Consider the following 24,265-nt stretch of genomic DNA (forward strand, 5'->3'; position numbering starts at 1 on the left):
CTCAAAAGGTAAAATATCAACCAATACTTTTGGACGAAGCAATTTCAAACGGTTAGATATAAAAATTCTTACGTAAACGTAAGAATTTCCGACATGGTTCCGTCATGTTCCGGCGCTGTTCGGGCGCGAATGCCACGACGCGCCCTGCATCTCGATCAGCCGCGACACGGTCCGGTCGAACTCGAACCCCTCGGTGCCGCGCCGGCCCGCCAGCAGATCCTGCGGCGCGGCGGCGGCGGACGCGTAAAGCCGGGCGCCGCGATCGTAGAGGGTGTCGACGAGCAGGATGAAGCGCTTGGTCTCGTTGCGCCGGTCCGGATCGAGCAGGGGGACATGTTCGAGGAAGAGCGTGTCGTAGCGCTCGAGGATGGCAAGATAATCGGCGGCGGCAAGCGGCGCCTCGCACAGATCGGCGAAGGAGAAGCGGGCGGCGCGGCCCGCGGCGAGCGGCACCGGGATGGCGCGCCCCTTGCGCGGGACGTCGGAGGGGGCGGGCGTGATACCCGCCGTCTCGCGCCGCCAGGCCCGTTCGATCGCCGCATCGGCCGCCGGTCCGAGCGGATGGCTCCAGACCGGTCCTCCCGCCTCCTTCTCGAGCCGGTAGTCTGTCGGGGAATCGATCGGCACGATATCGGCATGCGCCTTCAGGAGATCGATGAAGGGCAGGAACAGTCCGCGATTGAGCCCGTCGCGGTAAAGATCGTCCGGCGCGACGTTCGATGTCGCGACCAGCACGCAGCCCTTGGCGAAGAGTTCGGCGAAAAGCCGCGACAGGATCATCGCATCGGCAATGTCGGTGACGGTGAATTCGTCGAAACAGACGAGCCGCGCCTCGGCATGAAGGGCGGCGGCGACGGGAGGGATCGGGTCGGCCTGCCGGGTCTCCCCGCTCTTCAGTCGGCGGCGATGGGCGGCGATCCGCTCGTGAACATCCGCCATGAAGGCATGGAAATGGGCACGGCGCTTGCGCTCGATCGGCACCGTCTCGAAGAACAGATCCATCAGCATGGTCTTGCCGCGCCCGACGCCGCCATGGATATAGAGCCCCTTGACCGGCGGCTGCTCCTTCTTGCGCGAGGCGAACAGCCAGCCGAGCGCATTCGACTTGCGCGACGGCCGGCCGGCGACGAGTTCCGCGCAAAGCACGTCCAGGCGGCGGGCGAGCTTCATCTGCACCGGATCGGCCGACAGCGCGCCTTCGGCGATGCAGGCGGCGAGAATACGGGAAACACTGTCTTCGGAATGGGGCAAGCGAAGGTCCGTCACCGTCTGGCGCGTGGGCGGCTGGCCGGAAAGGCCGCCGCGCGGGCGTGACACGAAATCGATGCGCTGCGCGGGGCCTCTGGTGCCGCCGCCGTCACCGGCAGGTCATGCCGGCGATCAGCGGCTGAGGCTGACGGACTGGCCGCTGTTGGTCGAGCCGTCGAAGCGCGATTCGGCCGATTTGTAGAGGCGCGCGATCGGGTTGCCGTCGCGGTCCTTCAGCACGACCTGCTTGCCGCTGACCTCCCAGGAGCCCATCGCGGTCAGTTCGCCGGCACAGCCGCGGGTGCCGCCGCGCGAACCGCTGCCGAGATTGGTCAGCGTCAGGAACATGTCGCAGGAGCTTCCCGCCGCCTGGACGCGCCAGTTGCCGACCATCGCTTCCTTCTTGACGTCGAGTGCCGCGGCCGCGGCAGGACTGGCGGCGGCGACCTGCGTTCCGTCCTGGGGCAGCGCCGGATCGGCGGTCGCGGTCACCGGCGGTGCGGGAAACTGCGAGGGATCGCCCGTCGGCGCGGCAAGCTGGCCGGACTGCACCGCCGGCACCGGCTGCGCCTGGACCGGGGCCACCGTCTCGCGCCCGCCGAAATCACCCATCGATGTCCGCTGGCATCCCGCGAGCGCACCGATGAGCATCAGCCCGAGAACCGCCTGTGTCGCCCGCATCTCGTCACTCCCCGCGTCCAGTCCCGAAAACCTGTCGTTGCCCTAGTATAGGCCGACCGAACCGTAAATACAGATTTGACGTGTCGCCACAACCTGATTCTTTAGGATCGTGTGATATCGGGGAAACAGTCGCGCCGGTCAGACGCGCCGTTCCACCATCATCTTCTTGATCTCGCCGATCGCCTTGGCCGGATTGAGACCCTTCGGACAGGCCTGCGCGCAGTTCATGATCGTGTGGCAGCGGTAGAGGCGGAACGGATCCTCGAGGTTGTCAAGGCGCTCACCCTTGGCTTCATCCCTCGAGTCGATCAACCAGCGGTAGGCCTGCAGCAGCACGGCGGGCCCGAGATAGCGGTCGCCGTTCCACCAGTAGCTCGGACAGGAGGTCGAACAGCAGGCGCACAGGATGCACTCGTAGAGGCCGTCGAGCTTCAGCCGGTCCTCGTGGCTCTGCTTCCACTCCTTGGCCGGCGTCGGCGACACGGTCTTGAGCCAGGGCTCGATCGAGCGGTGCTGCGCATAGAAGTTGGTGAGATCCGGCACGAGGTCTTTCACGACCGGCATGTGCGGCAGCGGATAGACCTTGATCGCCCCGTCGACGTCGTCCATGCCCTTGGTGCAGGCAAGCGTGTTGGTGCCGTCGATGTTCATGGCGCAGGAGCCGCAGATGCCCTCCCTGCAGGAGCGGCGCAGCGTCAGCGTCGGGTCGATCTTGTTCTTGATGTAGAGCAGCCCGTCGAGCACCATTGGTCCGCAATCGTCGACATCGATATAGAACGTGTCGATCGACGGGTTCTTCCCGTCGTCCGGGCTCCAGCGATAGACGCGGAATTCCCGCGTCTTCGCGGCACCCGCCGGCTTCGGCCAGACCTTGCCCTCGGTCATCTGCGAATTCTTGGGGAGAGCGAGTTCAACCATGATCGTTTCTCCTTTAGTAGACGCGGGCCTTGGGCTCGATCTTGTGCGGATCGATGCCGTCGGCGATGAGTTCGGTATGGACCGGGCGGTAGTCGAGTTTCACCGCGCCCTTGGCATCGACCCAGGCGAGCGTGTGCTTGCGCCAGTTCTCGTCGTCGCGGCCGGCGAAGGGGCCAGATGTGTAGTCCTCGCGCGCATGGCTGCCGCGGCTTTCCTTGCGCGCCTCGGCGCCATAGACCGTGGTGATGGCGTTCGCCATCAGGTTTTCCAGTTCCAGCGTCTCGACGAGGTCGGAATTCCAGATCATCGAACGGTCGGTGACCTTGATGTCGGAGAGTTCGCCCCAGATCGCCGAAATGCGGCGGCAGCCCGACTCGAGCGATTCCTGCGTGCGGAAGACGGCGGCGTCCTCCTGCATGGTGCGCTGCATCTTTTCGCGCAGCACCGCGGTCGGCGTCGCGCCGCCGGCAAAGCGCAATCCGTCGAAACGCTCCATGATCCGGTCGCAGGCGGCCGTGTCGAGGGCGGGAATCGCGCCCGTCCGGTCGATCACCTCTGCCGCGCGGATCGCCGCGGCGCGGCCGAAGACGACGAGGTCGATCAGCGAGTTGGAGCCGAGGCGGTTTGCCCCGTGCACCGAGGCGCAACCCGCCTCGCCGACCGCCATCAGGCCCGGCGCGATGCGCTCCGGATTGTCGCTGTCGGCGTTCAGCACCTCGCCCCAGTAGTTGGTCGGCACGCCGCCCATGTTGTAGTGGACGGTCGGCAGGACCGGGATCGGCTCGCGCGTGACGTCGACGCCGGCGAAGATCTTGGCGCTCTCGGAAATCCCGGGAAGACGCTCGTGCAGCACGGCCGGGTCGAGATGGTCGAGATGCAGGAAGATATGGTCCTTCGCCTTGCCGACGCCGCGACCCTCTCGGATTTCGAGCGTCATGCAGCGCGAGACGACGTCGCGCGAGGCGAGGTCCTTGGCCGAGGGCGCGTAGCGCTCCATGAAGCGCTCGCCCTCGGAATTGACGAGGTAGCCACCCTCGCCGCGCGCGCCCTCGGTGATCAGACAGCCGGCGCCGTAGATGCCGGTCGGGTGGAACTGGACGAATTCCATGTCCTGCAGCGGCAGGCCGGCGCGGGCGATCATGCCGCCGCCGTCGCCGGTGCAGGTATGGGCCGAGGTGGCGGAGAAATAGGCGCGGCCGTAGCCGCCGGTCGCCAGCACGACCATCTTGGCCGAGAAACGGTGGATCGTGCCGTCGTCGAGGTTCCAGGCGACGACGCCGGTGCAGCGCCCGTCCGGCGCCATGATCAGGTCGAGGGCGAAATACTCGATGAAGAATTCGGCATTGTTCCTCAGCGACTGGCCGTAGAGCGTGTGCAGGATGGCGTGGCCGGTGCGGTCGGCGGCGGCGCAGGTGCGCTGCACCGGCGGGCCGGCGCCGTAGTTCTGCATGTGGCCGCCGAAGGGGCGCTGGTAGATCTTGCCCTCTTCGTTGCGGGAAAACGGCACGCCGTAATGTTCGAGCTCGTAGACCGCCTTCGGCGCTTCCATCGCGAGGTACTGCATGGCGTCGACGTCGCCGAGCCAGTCGGAGCCCTTGACGGTGTCGTAGAGATGCCACTGCCAGCAGTCCGGCGTCATGTTCTGCAGCGAGGCGGCGATGCCGCCCTGTGCCGCGACCGTGTGCGAGCGCGTCGGGAAGACCTTGGTGATGCAGGCGGTCTTGAAGCCCTGTTCGGCCATGCCGAGCGTGGCGCGCAGGCCCGCGCCGCCGGCACCGACGACGACGACGTCGAAGGCATGGTCGACATACTGGTAGGCCCGGCCGTTGATGGCGGGCGAGGAGGTGAAGGCCATGGCGTGTCTATCCTGCGAAGGCGATCTTCAGGATGGCGAACAGACAGAGCCCGCCGATGGCGATCGCAAAGAAGGTGTTGAGCATCAGGAGGGCGAGTTTCGCCATCTCCGCGTGAACGTAATCCTCGATGATCACCTGCATGCCGAGGCGCATGTGGATGACGGCCGACAGGATGACGGCGGACAGCACGACCGCGACGATCGGGTTGGCGATCGCCGCCGCCAGTTCCTCGTAGGGCGCGCCGGCATAGGTCGCGACGAAGAGGACGAAGAAGGTGAGCAGCGGCACGTTGGCGACGGCGGTCAGGCGCTGGCGCCAGAAATGCTCCGTGCCGTCCTTCGCCGAACCGAGGCCGCGGACCTTGCCGAGGGGGGTACGCATGTCCATCGGGCAATCCTCCTAGATGCGGGCGATGAGGGCGACGACCCAGATCGCCACGGTGATCGCCGCCGAAACGACCGGCGAGAGGCGGGCGATCATCGTGGCGAAATTCTTCTCGTATCCCCGGCCGACGTCCCAGAACATGTGCCGGATGCCGCCGACCATGTGATGGACGAGCACCCATGTGTAGGCGAAGAGCACGAGACGGCCGAGGATCGTGCCGAACAGCCAGCTCGCCCAGTCGTAATAGGCGGGGCCGGAGGCGGCGGCGATGAGCCAGAAGGCGACCAGCACCGTGCCGACATAGAGCGCGCCGCCGGTGATGCGGTGCACGATCGACATGAGCATGGTCGGGATGAGCTTGTAGACCTGGAGATGCGGCGAGAGCGGCCGGCTTTTGCTGACATTCGTCATGTGGACCTCGCAAGGGACGGTCCGGCTACTGCCTGAAAACAGACTTGATTTTCAGGAAAAGTGTCGGATTGCGCACAATTCAGTCACCGGACGTTTAATCGGCCATGGGCGGGCCGACAAGGGCGTTTGCAGTGCGAAAGAAATTTAATCGATTAAACATTTTAGGCATTTTGCCGCGCTCCCGAAGGTCCAGGCGTTAACGATAGCCGCGCTTTTCTTCCGCGTATCCGTGACTTTTGTCCAACCCTGCCCCAGATTGTGTTTAGGTTTTGTTAAGCGTCGCGAGGAGAATGCGTCATGCCCAGCTTCCTGTCCGCACGATCGGTCGCCGCCGCAGGTCTGGCCGCGCTGATGGTCCTCACATCGTTTCAGACGGCCGGCGCGCGCGACCGGCATGACGGCGAGGGGCGTCGGTTTCATCACGAGCGCAGCGATCGCGGCTGGAGCGACCGGGGCGCGGAGGATCTGACACCGCTGCGCTACCGGAAGAAATACCGGCACCGCGACCGCGACTGGCATGGGGAGTACCGATACGAGCATCGCGGCCGCCACTCCGGTGAGCGCCTGACGCGGCGCGACCGCTGGCGCGAGCGCGAGGAGCGCCGGGTCCGCATTGAGGAGCGGGCGGAGCGCCGGCGCGGCTACGACGGCAACTTTTACGGCGGGGGCCTGCGCGCCTATCGTGAGAAGGGCGGCCTCTCCATCGATCGCGACACGTCCTACCGCGACGAGCGTCGCGGCAACGTCATCGTGGTCACGCCCGGCTACAATGACGGCTGCAGCTACGAGGCCGGCGTCTGCGTCGTCCGGCCCTGACCGTCAACGCCCCGCGGGGTCGAAACGCCAGACCGTGGTGCGCTTCACGTCGCCGTCCTCGAGCGCCCGGCTGACCGGGACGCTGTAGACGGCGAGCGCGGAGAGCCGCGCGCGGGGGCAGTAGGCGCGGCCGGGATCGCCGACCAGCACGTCGAGACCGGCCTGCGCCGAGGCCGAGAACCACGGCACGAGACGGGCGGCGAAATCCCGGTCGTAGAAGACGTCTCCCGCAAGCAGCACGTCCGCCTCGGGGACCGGGCCGATCACCTCGGCGCGCGACACCGAAAGCGAAACGCCGTTCAGCGCCGCATTGAGCCTCACCGCCGTTTCCGCCCAAGGATCGATGTCGACCGCGAGCACGCTGGCCGCGCCCGCCTTTGCCGCCGCGATCGCCACCAGGCCCGAGCCGGTGGCGAAATCGAGGACGGCACGGCCGCGAACCAGCGCGGGCGTGTCGAGGATATGACGGGCAAGCCCCTGTCCGCCGGCCCAGGCGAAGGCCCAGAAAGGCGGCGGCAGGCCGATCTCCTCCAGTTCCTCTTCCGTCTTCAGCCAGAGATCATGCGCCTCGCTCGCCAGATGCAGCCGGATTTCCGGCACATGCGGCGGCGCGAGCACCTCGGTATGGGCGCGGATGAAACGGTCGGGCTCGGTCTTCACCGCGGCGGATCGTCAAGGCCGCCCATGCGGCAGACTTCCAGATATTCCGCCTCGGTCACCGGCTGGACGGAGAGGCGCATCGAGGTGACGAGCGACATCTGCGACAGCGCCGGATTGGCCTTGATCGCCTTGAGCCCGACCGGGACGGGCATGTCGCGCACCGCGCGGATGTCGACGCAATCCCAGCGCGGATCGTCCTTCGCCGTCGAATCGGGATGGGAGAGCGCCGCGACCTCGACGATGCCGACGATCTCGAGCCCGTCGTTCGAGTGGTAGAAGAAGCCCTTGTCGCCGAGCGCCATCGCCCGCATGTTGTTGCGCGCCAGATAGTTGCGCACGCCCGCCCATTCGGTGCCGGCCGCGCCCGCCGCCTTCTGCTGGTCCCAGGACCAGGAGGCGGGCTCCGACTTGTAGAGCCAGTAGGCCATGCGGTTCACGCCTCCGGCTTGTTGAACACCCAGTTCCACGGCCGGATCTCGACCGAGGCGAACAGCCCGGCCGCCGCATAGGGATCGGCGGCGGCGATTGCCTGCGCGTCCTCGATCGTGCCGGCGTCGAGCACGACGAGGCTGCCGTTCGGCTTGCCGTCGGCGTCGAGGAAGGGACCAGCGAAAGCGAGCCTGCCCTGCGCGTTCAGCCCGGTGAGGAAATCGACATGGGCGGGCCTCGCCTCCATGCGGACGGAAAGCGAGCCGGGCTTGTCGGTGCACAGGACGGCAAACAGCATGGTCTTCTCCTTGGCGGTTCGGTTATTCGCGGGTGATGGGGCGCGACATCAGGCTCTCGAGCGCCGCGGGGATGTCGAGCGTGCCGTCGATGATGGCGGCGACGGCATCGGTCACCGGCATGTCGACGCCGAGCCGCCTTGCCGTGCGCGCCGCGATGTCGGCGGCAAACGCGCCCTCGACCAGGCCGGCGACGGCCGCGCCGGCGCGCCCCTGCCGTGCGATCGACAGGCCGAAGCGCAGGTTGCGCGACTGGTGGCTCGTCGCCGTCAGCACGAGGTCGCCGAGTCCGGAAAGGCCGCGCACCGTCTCCGCCTGTCCGCCGCGCGCGGCGGCGAAACGCGACATCTCGGCCAGCCCCCGGGCGATCAGGGCGGCGCGGGCGGAATCGCCGAGCCCGGCACCCTCGACGAGGCCGCAGGCGATCGCCAGCACGTTCTTCAGCGCGCCGCCGAGCTGGACGCCGATGCGGTCGTCCGAGGGATAAAGGCGGAAGGTCGGGCCGGAAAGCCGCTCGGCGAGCCGCGCGGCGCGATCCATGTCGGCAGAGGCGAGCACCATCGCCGTCGGCAGTCCCGTCGCGATGTCGGCGGCGAAGCCCGGGCCGGAGAGCACGGAGACCGTCCGCCCCGGCAGCACCGCCTCGATCACATCGGTCAGCAGCCGGCCGGTCGCGCGGTCCATGCCCTTGGCGCAGGTGACGATCTCCGCCTCGGGGCGGATCAGCGCTCCATAGCACTGCGCCGCCGCGCCCTGGGCCTGCGACGGCATGGCAAAGAGCACGATCTCGGCCTGTGGCAGGATCGCGGTGTCGGCGGTGAGGGTCAGCGCCGGCGGCAGGTCGATGCCCGGCAGCCCATCCGCATTGCGGCCGGTCGTCCGCCAGGCCTCGACGACCTCCGCGCGGCGGGCGAGAAGATGGACGCGGTTGTCGGGCGCGCCCGCCGCCACGGCGGCAAGCGCCGTGCCGAAGGCGCCGGCACCGATGACGGCGATCGTGCTCATGCCTTGGCGCCCCGCCGGCCGAAGCCGGTGAGCGGCTTCGCCTCCGCGTCGAGCGGCCAGCGCGAGCGCGGCGCGACATCGAGCGGATCGGCGGCAAGGCCGGCCGCCATCCGCTCCGCCCCGGCCCAGGCGATCATCGCGCCGTTGTCGGTGCAGAGCGAGAGGGGCGGCGCGACGAAGCGAAACCCCTTCGCCGCCGAGAGCTGTTCGAGCGTGTCCCTCAGCGTCCTGTTGGCGGCAACGCCGCCGGCCGTGACGAGCGCAGGCGCCGCGACGGCGGGGAATTCGCGGCGGAAGCGATCGAGCCCGCGCCCGACCCGGTCCTTCAGCGTGCGCGACACCGCCTTCTGGAACGAGGCGCAGATATCGGCGATGTCCCGGTCCGTCACGGGGGCGATGCCGTGGGCCGCTTGGCGCACGGCCGTCTTGAGGCCGGAAAACGAGAAATCCAGCCGCGCCTCGCCGACGAGCGGCCTGGGAAAGGCGAAGCGGTCGGGATCGCCCTTCGCCGCGGCGCGTTCGACGGCCGGGCCGCCCGGATAGGGCAGGCCGAGCAGCTTCGCCGTCTTGTCGAAGGCCTCGCCGAGCGCATCGTCGATCGTCGTGCCCCAGCGCTCGTAGCGGCCGACGCCGCGCACGAGGATCAGCTGCGTGTGCCCGCCCGAGACGAGCAGCATCAGGTAGGGAAAGGCGAGCCCGTCCGTCAGCCGCGCCGTCAGCGCGTGGCCCTCCAGGTGGTTGACGGCGTAGAGCGGCTTGCCCGTCGCCAGAGCCATGGCCTTGGCGGTCATCAGGCCGACGAGCAGCCCGCCGATCAGCCCCGGCCCGCTCGTCGCCGCGATCGCGTCCATGCGGGCGAGCGGCAGACCGGCGCGGGCGAGTGCCTCGCTAACGAGATGGTCGAGCGCATCGACATGGGCGCGCGCGGCGATCTCGGGGACGACGCCGCCATAGGCGCTGTGCGCGTCGAGCTGGCTCAGGACCACGTCGGCAAGGATCGTCCCGCGCCCGTCCGGATCGCGCGCGACCACGGCGGCGGCGGTCTCGTCGCAGCTCGTTTCGATGCCGAGGAGGATCAGCGGTTGAGACATCGGCTTTCGGGCGTTCCCGTCGAGAATTGCGAAGGCCGGCAAAGGCGGCTACATGGTTCTTCCGGTAACAATGGACGGCGATCGATGCAAACAAAACCTTTCCGGATCGGTACGCGCGGCAGCCCGCTGGCGCTCGCCCAGGCGCATGAGACGCGCGACCGGCTCGCCGCCGCCCACGGGCTCTCGCCGGAGATGTTCGAGATCGTCGTCCTGTCGACGGCGGGCGACCGCATCACCGACCGGGCGCTGTCGGAGATCGGCGGCAAGGGCCTGTTCACCCAGGAACTCGAGGACCAGTTGCTGGCCGGCGGCCTGGACTTCGCCGTGCATTCCGCCAAGGACATGCCGACCCGCCTGCCGGACGGCCTGCATCTTTCCGCCTTCCTGCCGCGCGAGGACGTGCGCGACGCCTTCATCGGCCGCGCCGCGTCGCGCCTTGCCGATCTGCCGGAGAACGCGACCGTCGGCTCCTCCTCGCTCCGGCGCCAGGCGCTGATCCGCCGCCTGCGGCCCGACCTTTCCGTGATCACCTATCGCGGCCTCGTCGAGACGCGGCTGCGCAAGCTCGCGGAGGGCCAGGTGGACGGCACGCTGCTGGCATTCGCCGGGCTGAAGCGGCTCGGCAGGGAAAACGTGCCGACCGAACTCCTCGATCCCGAGGACTTCCCCCCCGCGCCGGCGCAAGGGGCGATCTGCATCGAGAGCCGCCTCGGAGACCGCCGCGTGGCGGACCTGCTCGCGGCAATCGACGACCGACGCACCCATGAGGCCGTCGCCTGCGAGAGGCAGTTCCTCGCCCGGCTCGACGGCTCCTGCCGCACGCCGATCGCCGGCCACGCCGTCTCCGACGGCGAGCGCCTCGCCTTCTCCGGCATGATCCTCACCCCGGACGGCGCCACGGTCCACAGGATCGCCATCGAGGGCGCCGCAAGCGAGGCCGAACGGCTGGGTGCCGAGGCTGGCGAGGCGATCCGTGCCAAGGCCGGGCCTGGCTTCTTTTCCTCCTGGAGCTGACCGCATGCGCGTCCTCGTCACCCGGCCGCAGCCGGCGGCCGGGGCGACGGCCGCGCGGCTGCGGTCGATCGGGCATGAGGCGGTCGTGGTGCCGCTGACGGAAGCGGTGCCGGACCTTGACGCGCTGCGCCGGGCGCTCTCCCGGCCGCACGGTGCGATCGCCGCCACCAGCGCCGAGGCCGCGCGCACGCTCGCCGGCCTTGGCCACGCTGTTCGCGACCATCTGCGAACGCCGCTCTATGCCGTCGGCGGGGCGACCGCCGACGCCTTCCGCGCGCTCGGCTTCTGCGACGTGCGCGTCGGGCCCGGCGACGGCGCGGGGCTGGCAAGGCGGATCGCCGGCGATGCCCGCCCCGCCGCCCCTCTTCTCTATCTCGCCGGCGCACCGCGCGCGAAAACCCTCGAGGACGGGCTCCTCGCCGCGGCAATCGCGGTCGAGACCGTCGCCTGCTACCGGATGAAGCCGCGCGACGCGGCGGCGGAGCTTGCCGCCGTGCTCGCCGAGGCGCCCGTACCGGCCGTGCTGCTCTATTCCGCGGAAGGGGCGCGCCTTTTCGCCGGCCTGCTGGCCGGCATCGCCGGGGCACGGCATCCAGGCGCGGCTTTCTGTCTCAGCCGGTCCGTCGCCGAGGCGCTCGGCGGCGCGCTCGAAAGCGTCGTCATCGCCGAGCGGCCGGACGAGGACAGCCTGCTGTCGCGTCTCGGCATGCCACCGCCCGCCTCGATGGGCTAGCCACTGTTTTGCGCCAATTCATCGGCGAGGGTCTTTCCCTCGCCCCTGGGGGTGTCTAGGTTTACCGTCACTGCCAATCGAGAATGGGGAAGACGACCATGGTTCCGGAAATCCCGCCGCGCCGCTCGAAGTCGAAGAGGGAGCCGACGACCATCGATCTCGAAGCCCGTCCGCTCGCCGACGAGACATCCCCGTCGGCCGGAGACCCTGTCTCGCCCGACCCCGACATTACGCGTCCTGCCGAAACCGCCACCGGCGACGCAACCGCGGAAACGCCTGCCGAAACCACGCTCGGCCCGGAGACGCCGACCGATGCCGTTCCCCAAAGCACGCCCGAGCCCACCGCGATCGGCGCCGAGCCGGCAACGGTGCCGACAGAGGCAGAGGCGGCTGCGGCCGCAGAAACGAGGGAAGCGCCGGACCGCCCGACGGAGCGGCCCCAGCGCCCGGCATCGCCAGAGCCTGCCCCGCAGGCCGCGCGCGGCACGACCAGCGGCGCGCTCGCGGCCGGCATTCTCGGCGGCCTGATCACGCTTGCCGGCTTCGGCGTGCTGCAATATGGCGGCGTCATCCCGTCGCTCGGACCGGCGACCCAGAACGACGGCGCCGCCCTTGAAGGCATCACCGGCGAGATCGCGGCCCTGCGCGGCGAGATCGCCAACCGGCCGGCGCCGGACCTTTCCGGCATCGAGCAGCGCCTCGCCGCGATCGAGAGCGCGGCCGGCGAAGCGAACCGGCCCGACCCGGATGTCGAGGCGCTGCAGACCGCCGTCAAGGCGCTGACCGACCAGCTGTCGCTGCTCCAGGGCAATGTCGAGACGCTGAAGCAGGAGACGACGAAGGCCGCCGCCGACCTGACCACCCGCCTTGGCGAGGCCGAGCGCCGGCTGGACGAGCCGGCGAGCGACGTGCAGCTCGCCAGGGCGATCGCCGTTTCCGCGCTGAAGACGGCGATCGACCGCGGCGGGCCCTTCCTCGCCGAGCTCGACGCGCTGAAGAGCGTGTCGCCGGAGGATCCGGCGGTTGCCGGGCTGCAGCCGCTCGCCTCGCAAGGGGTGGCGCCGCGCAAGGATCTCGTCGCCGACTTCCCCGCAACGGCGACCGCGATGATCGACGCCGTGCGCGAGCGCGCACCGGACGAGGGCATCGTCTCGCGCCTGATCAACAGCGCCGCGACGGCGATCCGCGTCCGCCCGGTCGGAACCGTCGAGGGAACCGGGCCGGAGGCGATGATCGCCCGCATCGAGGACCGCATCGTCAACGGCGACCTGAAGGGCGCCGTCCTCGAATGGGAGGCGCTGCCGGACAAGGCCAAGGCCGCCGGTGCGGCCTTCAAGAGCCGCCTCGACCAGCGCATCGCGGCGGAGACGCTGGTCGACGGGGCTGTCGCCGGTGCGCTCACCGCCTCCAATCCCGCCAATCCCGGTTGAGGACGCCCCGATGATCCGTATCCTGTTCTATGTCCTCGTGGTGCTCGCGATCGGCGCGGGCTTCGCCTGGCTCGCCGACCGCCCGGGCGAACTCGCCATCGTCTGGCAGGGCCAGCGCATCGAGATGACACTGATGGTGGCGGCGAGCATCTTCGTCACGCTGATCGCGGCCGTGCTGATCACCCTCTGGCTCGTCCGCTCGCTCTGGCTGTCGCCGCACACGATCAGCCGCTACTTCCGCGCCCGCCGGCGCGATCGCGGCTACCAGGCGCTGTCGACCGGCCTGATCGCCGCCGGCGCCGGCGACGCGATCCTGGCCCGCAAGATGGCGGTGCGCACCCGCGGCCTGATCCGCGCCGACCAGGAACCGCTGATCCATCTGCTCGAAGCGCAGACCGCGCTGATCGAGGGCCGGCACGACGACGCCCGCAAGAAATTCGAAACGATGGCCGACGATCCAGAAACGCGCGAGCTCGGCCTGCGCGGGCTTTATCTCGAGGCCAGGCGCCAGGAGGCGCACGAAGCCGCCCGCCACTATGCCGAACGCGCCGCCGACAATGCGCCCCATCTCGCCTGGGCGACGCTTGCGGCATTGGAACATCGCGGCCGCACCGGCCAGTGGGACGAGGCGATCCGCCTCGTCGACCAGGCCCGTTCCGCCCATGCGATAGAAAAGGCCGAGGCCTACCGGAAGAAGGCCGTGCTGCTGACCGCGCGCGCGACGGAGAGGCTCGACGCCGATCCGAAGGGCGCGCGCGACGATGCGCTGGCGGCCCTGAAGCTCGCGCCCGACCTCGTGCCCGCCGGCCTCGTCGCCGCGCGCGCCCTCAACCGCGAGGACAATCTGCGCAAGGCGGCCGGCATCCTCGAAAAGCTCTGGAAGGCGACGGCCCATCCCGACGTCGCCAGCCTCTATATCCGCGCCCGCAACGGCGACTCCGCCCTCGACCGGCTGAAGCGGGCGAACAAGCTGGAGGCGATCCGGCCGAACAGCCCGGCGGCGCTGATCGCCGTGGCGCGCGCCGCGCTCGACGCGCGCGAACTGCTGCTCGCCCGGGAAAAGGCGGAGGCGGCGGCCCGCATCGCACCCTCCGAAGGGGTCTTCCTGCTGCTTGCCGACATCGAGGAGGCCGACACCAGCGATATCGGCCGCATCCGCTACTGGATGGCGCAGGCCCTGCGCAGCCCCGGCGACGCCGCCTGGACCGCCGACGGTGTCACTGCGGCCGAATGGCGGCCGGTCTCGCCTGTGACCGGCCGGCTCGACGCCTTCGAATGGAAGACGCCGGTCAGCCAGATCGACGGCCCGGTCGAGGAAGGCAGCGTCAATCCGGCCGAAGAGGCGATCCGCAACCTGCCGCCGGTCACGCCCGCCCCGGCACCGGTCGAGACGGTCCGCATCGTCGAGGTGGAAAAGCCGGTCGTCGTCTCCGTGGAAAGGCCGGCGGAGCCGACAAGCGAGATGGCCGCGACGGCACCGCCTCCCGCCGCCGAGCCGCAACCCGCCGTGCCGGTCAAGGCCGTGCCTCCCGAGGACGGAAAGCGGGACGAGACGGTGGTGGAGCCCTTCTTCGGCCGCCCGCCGGACGATCCGGGGGTGCGCGACCCGAAGGCCGCCGAGCAGCAGGCGCTGCGCCTGTTCTGAACCGCGCCGCGTTCCGTGCCCGACGACGGTGCGGAACGCCAGGCCTGAGCAACAAGGGATCCCGTCAGACGCATGTTCGAGCGCCTTCGCGAATTTTTCGAGAGCCTGACCGGCCCGCTGCCCGCCCCGATCGCGCCCGGCGACCCGCGCATCGCCGTCGTGGCGCTCTGCATCCAGGTGATGGAGGCCGATGGCGCGGTGCTCGACAGCGAACGCGCCAAGGTGCGCTCGGTGATCCGCGAGCATTACGGCCTCGACGATCAGACGCTGACGGCGCTCGTCTCCGCCGGCGAGACGGCCGAGAGCGAGGCGATCGACTTCTACCGCTTCACCTCCGACGTCAAACGCCATTTTTCCGAGGAACAGAGGATCGACCTCGTCGGCATGTTGTGGGAGATTGTCTATGCGGACGGCCGGCGCAACGAGATGGAGGATCACGTGATCTGGCGGATCGCGGACCTGCTCGGCGTATCGGGCCGGGACAGGGTGCTGAAGCGCCGGGAGGCAGCGGCGCGCATGAACATCGGGGAGGAGACCGGGCTGAAACAGGAAGAGTGACATGCCGCGGCAAGGCCTCGCGAAGAAGGAAGAGATCCTCATCGTCCTGCATCAGGAGCGCTCGAGCCCCGGCCGGGTCGGCCATCTCCTCGAGGAAAAGGGTTTTGCGCTCGACATCCGCCGCCCGGTGCTCGGCGATCCGCTGCCCGAAACGCTTGCCGGCCATGCCGGCGCCGTCGTCTTCGGCGGACCGATGAGCGCCAATGACGACGACGATTTCGTCAAGGCCGAGATCGACTGGCTGTCGGTGCCGCTCAAGGAAAACAAGCCCTATCTCGGCATCTGCCTCGGCGCGCAGATGCTCGCCCGCAAGCTCGGCAGCGCCGTCGCCCCCCATCGCGAGGGGCTGACGGAAATCGGCTGGTATCCGCTCGAGGCGACGCCGGAAGGCCAGGCGCTGATCGACTGGCCGGCAATGGTCTACCATTTCCACCGCGAAGGCTTCGATCTTCCCGCCGGCGCCGCGCTCCTGGCAACGGGCGACGCCTATCCCAACCAGGCCTTCCGCTATGGCGCCAACGCCTGGGGCATCCAGTTCCACGGCGAGCTGACACGCGCGATGATGCATCGCTGGGTCGTGCACGGCGCCCACCGCTTCGTGCTTCCCGGCGCCCAGCAGGGGCGCGACCATCTCGACGGCCGCATGCGCCACGACGCGGCGCTCCGGCGCTGGATGGACGGGTTCCTCGACCTGATCTTCGTCGGCGGGGAAGCAAAGGCCGACACCGCCTCAAGGAAAGCCGGCGCCGCCTGAAGGATAAGGCCGGCGGATGGCCCGCGTCCGAAAACCGCCGGGACGTTCATCGCAGCGGCGCGGCCGGACTTGCCGCCCCTGCCGCCAATGGCTACATGTCAGGCGACAACCCTTTGGAGAGCGGCATGATTGCTGTCATCAGCACCCTCAATTTCATCATCAACATCGTCTGGTTCCTGGTCATCGCCTCGGCGATCTTTTCCTGGCTCTACGCCTTCAACGTGATCAACACCAACAACCAGGCGATCAACATGATCGGCCGCTCGCTCTACCAGCTGACCGAACCAGTCTACCGGCCGATCCGCAGCATCCTGCCGAACATGGGCGGCGTCGACCTGTCGCCGCTCGTCGTGCTCGTCATCCTCTATTTCCTGCAGATGCTGCTGAACTACACGATCGCCCCGGCGCTGCTCGGCCTCTGATCCCTGCCGCAGCCGCTCGAACGGGCAAAGAAAAACCCCGGCTGGGAAAGCCGGGGCCGCATCGTCTCCAATCACAACGCCGGGTCAACCCTTGCCGGACTTCGCCCGCTCGATTGCTTCCGCGATCAGCCGCTGGGCGACGTCGACATTCTTCCAGCCGAAGATCTTCACCCATTTTCCGGGCTCGAGGTCCTTGTAGTGCTCGAAGAAATGCTCGATCTGCTGCAGCGTGATCTCCGGCAGGTCGGTATAGTCCTTCACCTTGTCGTAACGCTTGGTCAGGTGATAGTTCGGCACGGCGATGATCTTCTCGTCCTTGCCGGAATTGTCCTCCATCATCATCACGCCGATAGGGCGGACATTGATGACGCAGCCGGGAACGAGGGGGCGGGTCGAGGCGATCAGCACGTCGATCGGGTCGCCGTCGTCCGACAGCGTGTGCGGCACGAAGCCGTAATTGCCCGGATAGGTCATCGGCGTATAGAGGAAGCGGTCGACGATCAGCGTGCCGGCATCCTTGTCCATCTCGTACTTGATCGGATGTCCGCCGACCGGAACCTCGACGATGACGTTGATGTCCTCGGGCGGGTTCTTGCCGATGGAAATTGCGTCGATCCGCATATGTGTCTCCCAAGCTGAAGCGATGAGCGTCGCAGTGCGATAAAGGGAAATGCCGCACTGCGCAACATGGCTTTCGTCGGATGGGCAAAAATGGACCGGGCGCCGTCGCGGAGCCGGAACGCGGCGGGCGCCGAAAGCCGCAGCGCGGAAAATTCAGTCCCAGACGTAGCCGATCTTGCGCAGGCTGCGGCCCTCGAAATCCTCCATGCCCTCGGCGATGTCGCGGCCCCCGGCACCGCGGAAGAACCGGTCGGCATTGAGACTGTCCTCGAGGCACCAGACGACGAGGCCGCGGCATCCGAGCGACTTCAGCAGGCTTTTCGCCTCGCCGAAGAGCAGGCGGCCGAAGCCGAGGCCCTGATATTCTGGCCGCAGGTAAAGCTCGTAGACCTCGCCTTCCTGCGGCAGGGCACGGGCGCGGTTGAGGCCGAGCGTGGCATAGCCGGCAATGGTGCCGGCGACATCGAGAACGAGGAGCGTCGCGGGACCGCCGGCCGCCTTGCGCCACCAGGCCTCGTTGCGGCGCTCGATCATCTGGATCAGCGGGCGGTGCGGGATGAGGCCGGCATAGGCCTGCCGCCACGCGGCGCGATGAACCCCGGAGATCGCCGCGGCGTCACGGGCTTCCCCCCGCCGGATTTCGATGGTGACTGTCTTCATGACGCACTCTGACCATGTCCCGCATCCGGCTTACGGATGCCCGATCGAAGGACCGCGACCGGACCTTCGCCCATGGGCAAAGTTAACGCATTCTTAACGCTTTCAGCAACCGGCAAAGAGATGCGGCGCACAAAAAACCCCGGATCGCTCCGGGGTTCCTCGTTGTCGCCACGGGCCCTCGTCAGGCCGCGCCGGCAGTGCGGGCCTTTTCGAAACGCTTGCGGTCGTTCGGGTCGAGATAGAGCTTGCGCAGACGGATCGACTTCGGCGTCACTTCCATCAGTTCGTCGTCCTGGATCCAGGACAGCGCCCGGTCGAGCGTCATGCGGATCGGCGGCGTCAGCTTGACGGCCTCGTCCTTGCCGGCGGCGCGGATGTTGGTCAGCTGCTTGCCCTTCAGCACGTTGACCTCGAGGTCGTTGTCTCTGCTGTGGATGCCGATGATCATGCCCTGATAGACCTTCTCGCCCGGCTCGATGATCATCGGGCCGCGGTCCTCGAGGTTGAACATGGCATAGGCGACGGCCTCGCCGGCGCCGTTGGCGAGCAGCACGCCATTGACGCGACCGCCGATGGCGCCCTTGTAGGGCTGGTAATCGTGGAACAGCCGGTTCATCACCGCCGTGCCGCGCGTGTCGGTCAGAAGCTCCGACTGGTAGCCGATCAGGCCGCGCGTCGGCGCGTAGAAGCGCAGGCGCTGGCGGCTGCCGCCCGACGGCCTGAGCTCGACCATCTCGGCCTTGCGCTCGGACATCTTCTGCACGACGACGCCGGAATGCTCCTCGTCGACGTCGATGACGACCTCCTCGATCGGCTCCATCAGCGTGCCGGTCGCGTCCTTTTCCATGACGACGCGCGGGCGCGAGACGGCGAGCTCGAAGCCTTCCCGGCGCATGGTCTCGATCAGCACGGCGAGCTGCAGCTCGCCGCGGCCGGAGACGAAGAAGGAATCCTTGCCCTCGGCCTCCTCGATCTTCAGCGCGACATTGCCCTCGGCTTCCTTGAACAGACGGTCGCGGATGACGCGGCTCGTCACCTTGTCGCCCTCGGTGCCGGCGAGCGGGCTGTCATTGACGATGAAGGACATGGTCACGGTCGGCGGGTCGATCGGCTGGGCCGTCATCGCCTCGCTCACCGAGGGATCGCAGAACGTGTCGGCGACCGTGCCCTTGGACAGCCCGGCGATCGCGACGATGTCACCCGCATGGGCCTCTTCGATCGACGTGCGCTCGATGCCGCGGAAGGCGAGGATCTTCGAGATGCGCCCGTTCTCGATCAGCCTACCGTCCTGGCCGAGCACCTTGACCGACTGGTTCGGCTTGATCGAGCCCGACGCGATCCGGCCGGTGATGATGCGGCCGAGGAAGGGGTTGGCCTCGAGGATGGTGCCGATCATGCGGAACGGGCCCTCCTCGACGGTCGGCTCGGGAACATGCGTCAGCACGAGATCGAGCAGCGGCGCCAGACCCTGATCCTTCGGGCCTTCCGGATTGACGTTCATCCAGCCGTCGCGGCCCGAGCCGTAGAGGATCGGGAAGTCGAGCTGCTCGTCGGTGGCGTCGAGATTGGCGAAGAGGTCGAAGACCTCGTTGATGACCTCCTCGTGGCGGCCGTCCGGGCGGTCGATCTTGTTGATCGCGACGATCGGCTTCAGGCCGACCTTCAGCGCTTTGGAGACGACGAACTTGGTCTGCGGCATCGGGCCTTCGGAACTGTCGACGAGGACGATGGCGCCGTCGACCATCGACAGGATGCGCTCGACCTCGCCGCCGAAATCGGCGTGGCCGGGCGTGTCGACGATGTTGATGCGCACGCCCTTCCACTCGACCGACGTCGCCTTGGCGAGGATGGTGATGCCGCGTTCCTTTTCGAGGTCGTTCGAATCCATCACGCGCTCGGCGACGCGCTGGTTCTCGCGGAACGAGCCGGACTGTTTCAGGAGCTCGTCGACGAGGGTCGTTTTCCCATGGTCGACGTGCGCGATGATCGCGATATTGCGGAGTGCCATGTTCTGATCTCTGAGGCTGGGGGCGCAACATCGGGGACGCGCCACGTTCATTTGGCGCGCTCATATCCTGTTTTTCGCGTTCGCGAAAGAGGGGCGCCGGTATTGCAGCCATGCGCGGCCGACACGCCGCTCATCCAGTCACCACGGGATCGAGCACGACGCGCCACAATTCGCGGTCGTCGCGGTCCATCAGGCGCACGGTCATCTGCCGGCTCTGGCCATCGATGTCGACGAGGCCGAAGAACTGCAGGCCGGCGGAGGGCGGCAGGTTCTGGTCGATGCCGGTGCCGGCCGCCTTGATGAAACGCACCTCGGGACCGAAGGTCCTGTCGAGCGGCTTCGGCCCATAGGTGCCCGAATGGAGCGGGCCGGAGACGAATTCCCAGAAGGGCAGGAAATCCTTGAACGCCGCGCGCGACGGATCGTAGTGGTGCGCCGCGGTATAGTGCACGTCGGCCGTCAGCCAGACGATGTTGTTGACCGCGTTGTCGCGGAGGAAGCGGAAGATCTCCGCGAACTCGCCCTCGCGTCCCTTCGGCGGCCCGTCGTCGCCGTTCGCGATCGCGTCGCTGCCCGTCTTCGAGGCGTAGTCGTCCCAGACGACGAGGCCGATCGGCATGTCGCAGGCGATCACCTTCCAGGTGGCGCGCGAGGCGGCGAGCTCCCGCTTCAGCCAGGCCGCCTGCCGCCAGCCGAGGATGCCGGCGCCGCCATCCGCCTGGTTGGGGTCGCGATAGGAGCGCAGGTCGACGAAGAAGACGTCGAGCAGCGGCCCGTAGACGATCTTGCGGAAGATGCGGCCGGGCTGCGTCTCGAAGGGGCGGACCGGCGTCATCTCCCTGAACGCCTGCAGCGCCCGCCGGGCATAGACGGAGACGTCCTTTTCCGGGTAGCGCGGATCGCCGGAAAGGTCGGTCGAGGCGGACCAGTTGTTCATCACCTCGTGGTCGTCCCACTGGTAGAAGATCGGGCAGGCGGCGTTGAAGGCGCGGACATGATCGTCGAGGAGGTTGTAAGCCCACTGGCCGCGATACTCATTCAGCGTGCGGGCGACATCGCGCTTTTCCGGGGTGACGATGCGGTTTTTCCAGAGCGTGCCGTCGCGAAGCGTGATCTCGTCGGGGATCGGATTGTCGGCGTAGACCGTGTCGCCGGAATGGATGAAGAAATCCGGCGCATGGATCGCCATCGTCGCATAGGTCTTCATCCCGACGTCGTCGATGCCCCAGCCCTGTCCCGCCGTGTCGCCCGACCAGGCGAAGCGCAGCGAACGGCGCCGGAACGGCGCGGTGCGGAACCGGCCGACGATCGGCTCGGAGACCCTGTTGACGTCTGAGAGGTCGGTCGCGGTGAAGCGGTAGAAGATCTCCTGGTCCGGCAGGAGATCGGCCAGGAGATGTTTCGCCGTGCAGTTCGAGCCCGGCAGGGCATTCAGTTCGGCGACGCGGACAGGGTCGCCGAAGGCGCCGGTGGTCGAATAGTCGAGCGCGATGCGGCAGGGGCGGTCGACCTGCGTCCAGACCATGCCCGAGGCCGTGTCGACATCGCCGGACTGGACGCCATGCAGGAAATGCGGCCTGCGGCTCTGGAGATAAAAGGGCGCGGCGAGCTTCGCCGTCGCCGCCAGGCCGATCGCGCCGGACGACAGAAGAAAGGACCGGCGGCTCAGTCCCGCCTGTGTTGCGGCATCGTCCATGGATCGCTCCCACGCTGGTCGCGAGCCGCCGTCAGACGGTGCGCGTGGAAGCGACCTTTTGTCATCCGCGTGTCAGCGCGGTTGCAGATCCATGACGGTCCGTCGAAATTTCTGCGACGGGAGGATGACGATCCTCACGCGGCAAGCCCCCTCTTCGCCAGCATGGCCTCCGGGCTCGGCAGTTTGCCCCGGAAGGCGCGATAGGCCTCCTCGGGATCGATCGAGCCGCCGACGGAATAGATATTGTCCTTGAGCCGCTTCGCCATGCGGCCGTCGAAGGCGTCGCCGGTCTCCTCGAAGGCGGCGAAGGCGTCGGCATCGAGCACCTCCGACCACATGTAGGAATAGTAGCCGGCCGAATAGCCGTCGCCGGCAAAGACGTGCTGGAAGTGCGGCGTCGCATGGCGCATCACCAGCGACGGCGGCATGCCGATCCCGGCGAGCACCTCCGCCTGCACCGCCATCGGATCCTCGACGGGACCCCGCGTGTGAAAGGCCATGTCGACGAGGGCGGAGGAGGTGAATTCGACCGTGTTGAAGCCGGCATTGAAGGTGCGGGCCGAGAGCAGCTTGTCGAGCAGGTCCTTCGGCAGCGGCGCGCCGGTCTCGACATGGACCGCATAAGTCGAGAGGATGTCGGGCACCGTCAGCCAATGCTCGTAGAGCTGCGACGGCAGTTCGACGAAATCGCGCGACACGCCGGTGCCGGAAACCGAGGGATAGGTGACGTTCGACAGCATGCCGTGCAGCGCATGGCCGAATTCGTGAAAGAGCGTGCGCGCGTCGTCGAGCGAGAGCAGCGACGGCTTGCCCTCGGCCGGTTTGGCGAAGTTGCAGACATTGTAGATGATCGGCAGCTCGCCCTTCGTGCCGTTCGGCAGCGGCAGCCTGTGCTGCGACTGGAAGGAACTCATCCAGGCGCCCGACCGTTTCGAGGAGCGGGCGAAATAGTCGCCGAGGAACATGGCGACGAGCGTGCCGTCCTCGTCGCGGATGTCGAAGACGCGCACGTCCGGATGGTAGGCGGTCACCCCCTTGCGTTCGATGGCGACGATGCCGAACAGGCGCCTCGCCACCTCGAAACAGGCCTCGATCATCCGGTCGAGCTGGAAATAGGGCTTCACCTCGCTCTCGGAGAAGGAGAAGCGCCGGGCGCGGATCTTCTCCGCATAGAAGCGCCAGTCCCAGGGCATGACGTCGTGGTTGCCACCCTCCTCGACGATCAGGGCGGCGATGTCGCCCTCCTCCTGCTTCGCGCGCACCAGCGCCCTGTCCCAGACCTGGCGAAGCAGGCCGTTCACCGCCTCCGGCGTCTTCGCCATGGTGTTGTCGAGCTTCAGCGCCGCATAATTCTCGTAGCCGAGCAGGGCGGCCTTTTCGGAGCGCAGCGCCAGCGTCTCGCGGACGATGGCGCGATTGTCGGTCGGCCCGCCGGTCTGGCCGCGCGCCACCCAGGCCCGGAAAGCCTGCTCGCGCAGGTCGCGCCGGGCTGAGAAGGTGAGGAAGGGCTCGATGATCGAGCGGGAGAGGGTCACGACATAAGGCGCTTCGGCACCGCGATCCCGCGCCGCCGCCGCCATCGCCTCCTTCAGGAATTCCGGGATGCCGTCGAGATCGCGCCCCTCCTGAAGCGGCAGCGACCAGCCGCTCTCGTCGGCGAGCACGTTCTGGCCGAAATTCGCGCCGAGACCGGCAAGCCGCTCGTTGATCGCCGCCAGCCGCTCCTGCTCCTTCTTCGGCAGCTTCGCGCCCGACTTGACGAATCCCTTCCAGTGGCGCTCGAGAACGCGCATCTGCTCGAGGGTGAGGCCGAGTGCCTCACGCTCCTCCCAGAGCCGGTCGATGCGCGAGAACAGCGTCGCGTTCATGCCGATCCTCGAATAGTGCCGCGACAGTTTCGGGGCGATCTCGCGCTCGAGCATCTGGATCGTGTCGTTGGTGTGGGCACCCGCCCTGTTCCAGAACAGCGCGGAGACGCGGGAAAGATCGTCGCCGGCAATTTCGAGCGCGACGATCGTGTTCTCGAAGCTCGGCTCCTCCTGGTTCATGGCGATCGCATCGATCTCGCCGTCGTGGCGGCTGAGCGCGGCATCGAAGGCCGGGGCAAAATCGCCGTCGCCGACCCGGTCGAAACGCGGAAGCCCGTTCGGACCGCTCCAGTCCGTCAGCGCAGGGTTGAGGGTCATCGCACAGTCCTTTCGAAAGTGTCCGCCTGAGGCGGGCGCGGCGGTCGTCCCGCCCGACATGGCCCCTTGCCGCAGGCACGTCAAGGGTCGCCTCCGCTCAGGCGCGGCGCAGGTTCAGTAGCCCCGGCGCCGCATGCATGACCGCCTGCACGGCGAAGCCGATGAACAGTACGCCGGAGAGCCGCACGATCGCCCGTTCGTGCCGGCGGTAGAAGCGCCGGACGACCGAGGCGCCGATGACGCCGATCAGCAGGATGTCGGCGATGAGGAAGCCGAGAAAGGAGACGGCGAGCAGGGCCGGCAGCGCCTCGAAATCGAGCGCATTGGCGGAGCTTGCGAGAAGTGCGGTGAAGGTCGCGAGCGCGACCGGATAGCCCTTCGGATTGGTCAGCCCGAAGATCAGCCCGCGCCGGAGCGGCCTTTCCACCGCCATCAGCGGCCGGTCGCCGCCGCGCGGCTTGGCGCTCAACGCGGTCCAGCCGATCCAGGCGAGATAGAGGCCGCAGAAAAGGCCGAGGACATCGAAGACCAGGGTGCCGATTGACTTGGCGCCGATGATGGCGACGAGCGCCAGGGCCGACCAGACGGTGTCGCCGACGAGATGGCCGCCCATGAACAGGGCGCCGGCCTTGCGCCCCTGTCCGGCACCGATGCCGAGCAGCGCCAGGAAGGCGGGTCCCGGAATGAGAACGTAGAAGAGCGCGGCGAGAAAGGCGCCGATCAGCATGGCTTCGGTCATGAGC

Annotated in this window: 25 protein-coding genes; 8 read left to right on the forward strand and 17 right to left on the reverse strand. The window is 68.0% G+C overall.

Annotated elements, in window-relative coordinates:
• Positions 1-102 precede the first annotated feature (102 nt).
• From zapE to sdhC, 6 genes are all read right to left on the reverse strand, one after another.
• Positions 103-1,251: a cell division protein ZapE gene (gene zapE / locus ACEVQ6_RS09160; protein ID WP_374888644.1), complete on the reverse strand. Its 1,149-nt coding sequence runs from the start codon at positions 1,249-1,251 to the stop codon at positions 103-105.
• Positions 1,252-1,380: 129 nt separating this feature from the next.
• Positions 1,381-1,929 (reverse strand): protease inhibitor Inh/omp19 family protein, encoded by a 549-nt coding sequence (locus tag ACEVQ6_RS09165; RefSeq protein WP_374888645.1) that lies wholly within the window; start codon positions 1,927-1,929, stop codon positions 1,381-1,383.
• A 138-nt stretch (positions 1,930-2,067) separates the two neighbouring features.
• Positions 2,068-2,847 carry a succinate dehydrogenase iron-sulfur subunit gene (locus ACEVQ6_RS09170; protein ID WP_374888646.1) on the reverse strand — a complete coding sequence of 260 codons (780 nt, stop codon included), beginning with the start codon at positions 2,845-2,847 and terminating at the stop codon, positions 2,068-2,070.
• 13 nt (positions 2,848-2,860) lie between these two features.
• Positions 2,861-4,702, reverse strand: coding sequence for a succinate dehydrogenase flavoprotein subunit (gene sdhA, locus ACEVQ6_RS09175; protein ID WP_374888647.1), 1,842 nt, complete (start codon positions 4,700-4,702; stop codon positions 2,861-2,863).
• 7 nt (positions 4,703-4,709) lie between these two features.
• Positions 4,710-5,090, reverse strand: coding sequence for a succinate dehydrogenase, hydrophobic membrane anchor protein (gene sdhD / locus ACEVQ6_RS09180; RefSeq protein WP_374888648.1), 381 nt, complete (start codon positions 5,088-5,090; stop codon positions 4,710-4,712).
• 12 nt (positions 5,091-5,102) lie between these two features.
• On the reverse strand, positions 5,103-5,498 hold the full coding sequence (gene sdhC / locus ACEVQ6_RS09185) for a succinate dehydrogenase, cytochrome b556 subunit (protein ID WP_374888649.1): 396 nt from the start codon (positions 5,496-5,498) through the stop codon (positions 5,103-5,105).
• Positions 5,499-5,795: 297 nt separating this feature from the next.
• Here sdhC and ACEVQ6_RS09190 point away from each other — a divergent pair, with 297 nt between their 5' ends.
• Positions 5,796-6,314 carry a hypothetical protein gene (locus ACEVQ6_RS09190; protein ID WP_374888650.1) on the forward strand — a complete coding sequence of 173 codons (519 nt, stop codon included), beginning with the start codon at positions 5,796-5,798 and terminating at the stop codon, positions 6,312-6,314.
• A 3-nt stretch (positions 6,315-6,317) separates the two neighbouring features.
• Here ACEVQ6_RS09190 and ACEVQ6_RS09195 read toward each other — a convergent pair whose 3' ends face one another.
• The 5 genes from ACEVQ6_RS09195 to tsaD are packed head-to-tail and all read right to left on the reverse strand — an operon-like array spanning position 6,318 to position 9,795.
• Positions 6,318-6,974 (reverse strand): class I SAM-dependent methyltransferase, encoded by a 657-nt coding sequence (locus tag ACEVQ6_RS09195; protein ID WP_374888651.1) that lies wholly within the window; start codon positions 6,972-6,974, stop codon positions 6,318-6,320.
• Positions 6,971-7,402 (reverse strand): EVE domain-containing protein, encoded by a 432-nt coding sequence (locus ACEVQ6_RS09200; RefSeq protein ID WP_374888652.1) that lies wholly within the window; start codon positions 7,400-7,402, stop codon positions 6,971-6,973. Before ACEVQ6_RS09200 ends, ACEVQ6_RS09195 begins: the two co-directional genes overlap by 4 nt.
• 5 nt (positions 7,403-7,407) lie before the next feature.
• Positions 7,408-7,701: a YciI-like protein gene (locus tag ACEVQ6_RS09205; RefSeq protein WP_374888653.1), complete on the reverse strand. Its 294-nt coding sequence runs from the start codon at positions 7,699-7,701 to the stop codon at positions 7,408-7,410.
• Positions 7,702-7,723: 22 nt separating this feature from the next.
• On the reverse strand, positions 7,724-8,704 hold the full coding sequence (locus ACEVQ6_RS09210) for an NAD(P)H-dependent glycerol-3-phosphate dehydrogenase (protein ID WP_374888654.1): 981 nt from the start codon (positions 8,702-8,704) through the stop codon (positions 7,724-7,726).
• The gene (gene tsaD / locus ACEVQ6_RS09215; protein ID WP_374888655.1) at positions 8,701-9,795 is read right to left on the reverse strand and encodes a tRNA (adenosine(37)-N6)-threonylcarbamoyltransferase complex transferase subunit TsaD; all 1,095 of its coding nucleotides are present in this window, start codon (positions 9,793-9,795) and stop codon (positions 8,701-8,703) included. The genes ACEVQ6_RS09210 and tsaD overlap by 4 nt, the downstream gene beginning before the upstream one ends.
• Before the next feature lie 84 nt (positions 9,796-9,879).
• Between tsaD and hemC the strand changes: the two genes are divergently transcribed.
• The 7 genes from hemC to ACEVQ6_RS09250 all read left to right on the forward strand — a co-directional run bounded on the left by hemC (position 9,880) and on the right by ACEVQ6_RS09250 (position 16,351).
• Positions 9,880-10,809 carry a hydroxymethylbilane synthase gene (gene hemC, locus ACEVQ6_RS09220; protein ID WP_374888656.1) on the forward strand — a complete coding sequence of 310 codons (930 nt, stop codon included), beginning with the start codon at positions 9,880-9,882 and terminating at the stop codon, positions 10,807-10,809.
• Positions 10,810-10,813: 4 nt separating this feature from the next.
• Positions 10,814-11,542 carry a uroporphyrinogen-III synthase gene (locus tag ACEVQ6_RS09225; protein WP_374888657.1) on the forward strand — a complete coding sequence of 243 codons (729 nt, stop codon included), beginning with the start codon at positions 10,814-10,816 and terminating at the stop codon, positions 11,540-11,542.
• A gap of 98 nt (positions 11,543-11,640) precedes the next feature.
• Complete coding sequence (locus ACEVQ6_RS09230; protein ID WP_374888658.1) at positions 11,641-12,972, forward strand: COG4223 family protein; 1,332 nt, start codon at positions 11,641-11,643, stop codon at positions 12,970-12,972.
• 10 nt (positions 12,973-12,982) lie between these two features.
• Positions 12,983-14,617, forward strand: a complete 1,635-nt coding sequence (locus tag ACEVQ6_RS09235) for a heme biosynthesis protein HemY (protein WP_374888659.1) — start codon at positions 12,983-12,985, stop codon at positions 14,615-14,617.
• Positions 14,618-14,689: 72 nt separating this feature from the next.
• Positions 14,690-15,175, forward strand: coding sequence for a tellurite resistance TerB family protein (locus ACEVQ6_RS09240; RefSeq protein WP_374888660.1), 486 nt, complete (start codon positions 14,690-14,692; stop codon positions 15,173-15,175).
• 1 nt (position 15,176) lies between these two features.
• A complete protein-coding gene (locus ACEVQ6_RS09245) occupies positions 15,177-15,929 on the forward strand; it encodes a glutamine amidotransferase (protein ID WP_374888661.1) in 753 nt (250 codons plus the stop codon).
• A 125-nt stretch (positions 15,930-16,054) separates the two neighbouring features.
• Positions 16,055-16,351, forward strand: coding sequence for a YggT family protein (locus tag ACEVQ6_RS09250; RefSeq protein ID WP_374888662.1), 297 nt, complete (start codon positions 16,055-16,057; stop codon positions 16,349-16,351).
• Positions 16,352-16,435: 84 nt separating this feature from the next.
• Here ACEVQ6_RS09250 and ppa read toward each other — a convergent pair whose 3' ends face one another.
• The 6 genes from ppa to ACEVQ6_RS09280 form a co-directional block, all read right to left on the reverse strand.
• Positions 16,436-16,972, reverse strand: a complete 537-nt coding sequence (gene ppa / locus ACEVQ6_RS09255) for an inorganic diphosphatase (RefSeq protein ID WP_374888663.1) — start codon at positions 16,970-16,972, stop codon at positions 16,436-16,438.
• Positions 16,973-17,125: 153 nt separating this feature from the next.
• The gene (locus tag ACEVQ6_RS09260) at positions 17,126-17,632 is read right to left on the reverse strand and encodes a GNAT family N-acetyltransferase (protein ID WP_374888664.1); all 507 of its coding nucleotides are present in this window, start codon (positions 17,630-17,632) and stop codon (positions 17,126-17,128) included.
• 181 nt (positions 17,633-17,813) lie between these two features.
• Positions 17,814-19,640: a translational GTPase TypA gene (gene typA / locus ACEVQ6_RS09265; RefSeq protein WP_374888665.1), complete on the reverse strand. Its 1,827-nt coding sequence runs from the start codon at positions 19,638-19,640 to the stop codon at positions 17,814-17,816.
• Positions 19,641-19,770: 130 nt separating this feature from the next.
• Positions 19,771-21,336 (reverse strand): alkaline phosphatase D family protein, encoded by a 1,566-nt coding sequence (locus ACEVQ6_RS09270; protein ID WP_374888666.1) that lies wholly within the window; start codon positions 21,334-21,336, stop codon positions 19,771-19,773.
• A 134-nt stretch (positions 21,337-21,470) separates the two neighbouring features.
• Complete coding sequence (locus tag ACEVQ6_RS09275) at positions 21,471-23,522, reverse strand: M3 family metallopeptidase (RefSeq protein ID WP_374888667.1); 2,052 nt, start codon at positions 23,520-23,522, stop codon at positions 21,471-21,473.
• Between the two features lie 97 nt (positions 23,523-23,619).
• Positions 23,620-24,261 carry a LysE family translocator gene (locus ACEVQ6_RS09280; protein ID WP_374888668.1) on the reverse strand — a complete coding sequence of 214 codons (642 nt, stop codon included), beginning with the start codon at positions 24,259-24,261 and terminating at the stop codon, positions 23,620-23,622.
• Positions 24,262-24,265: the final 4 nt, after the last annotated feature.

It is taken from the genome of Ensifer soli, assembly GCF_041928815.1.
Classification (GTDB): Bacteria; Pseudomonadota; Alphaproteobacteria; order Rhizobiales; family Rhizobiaceae; genus JBHFEI01.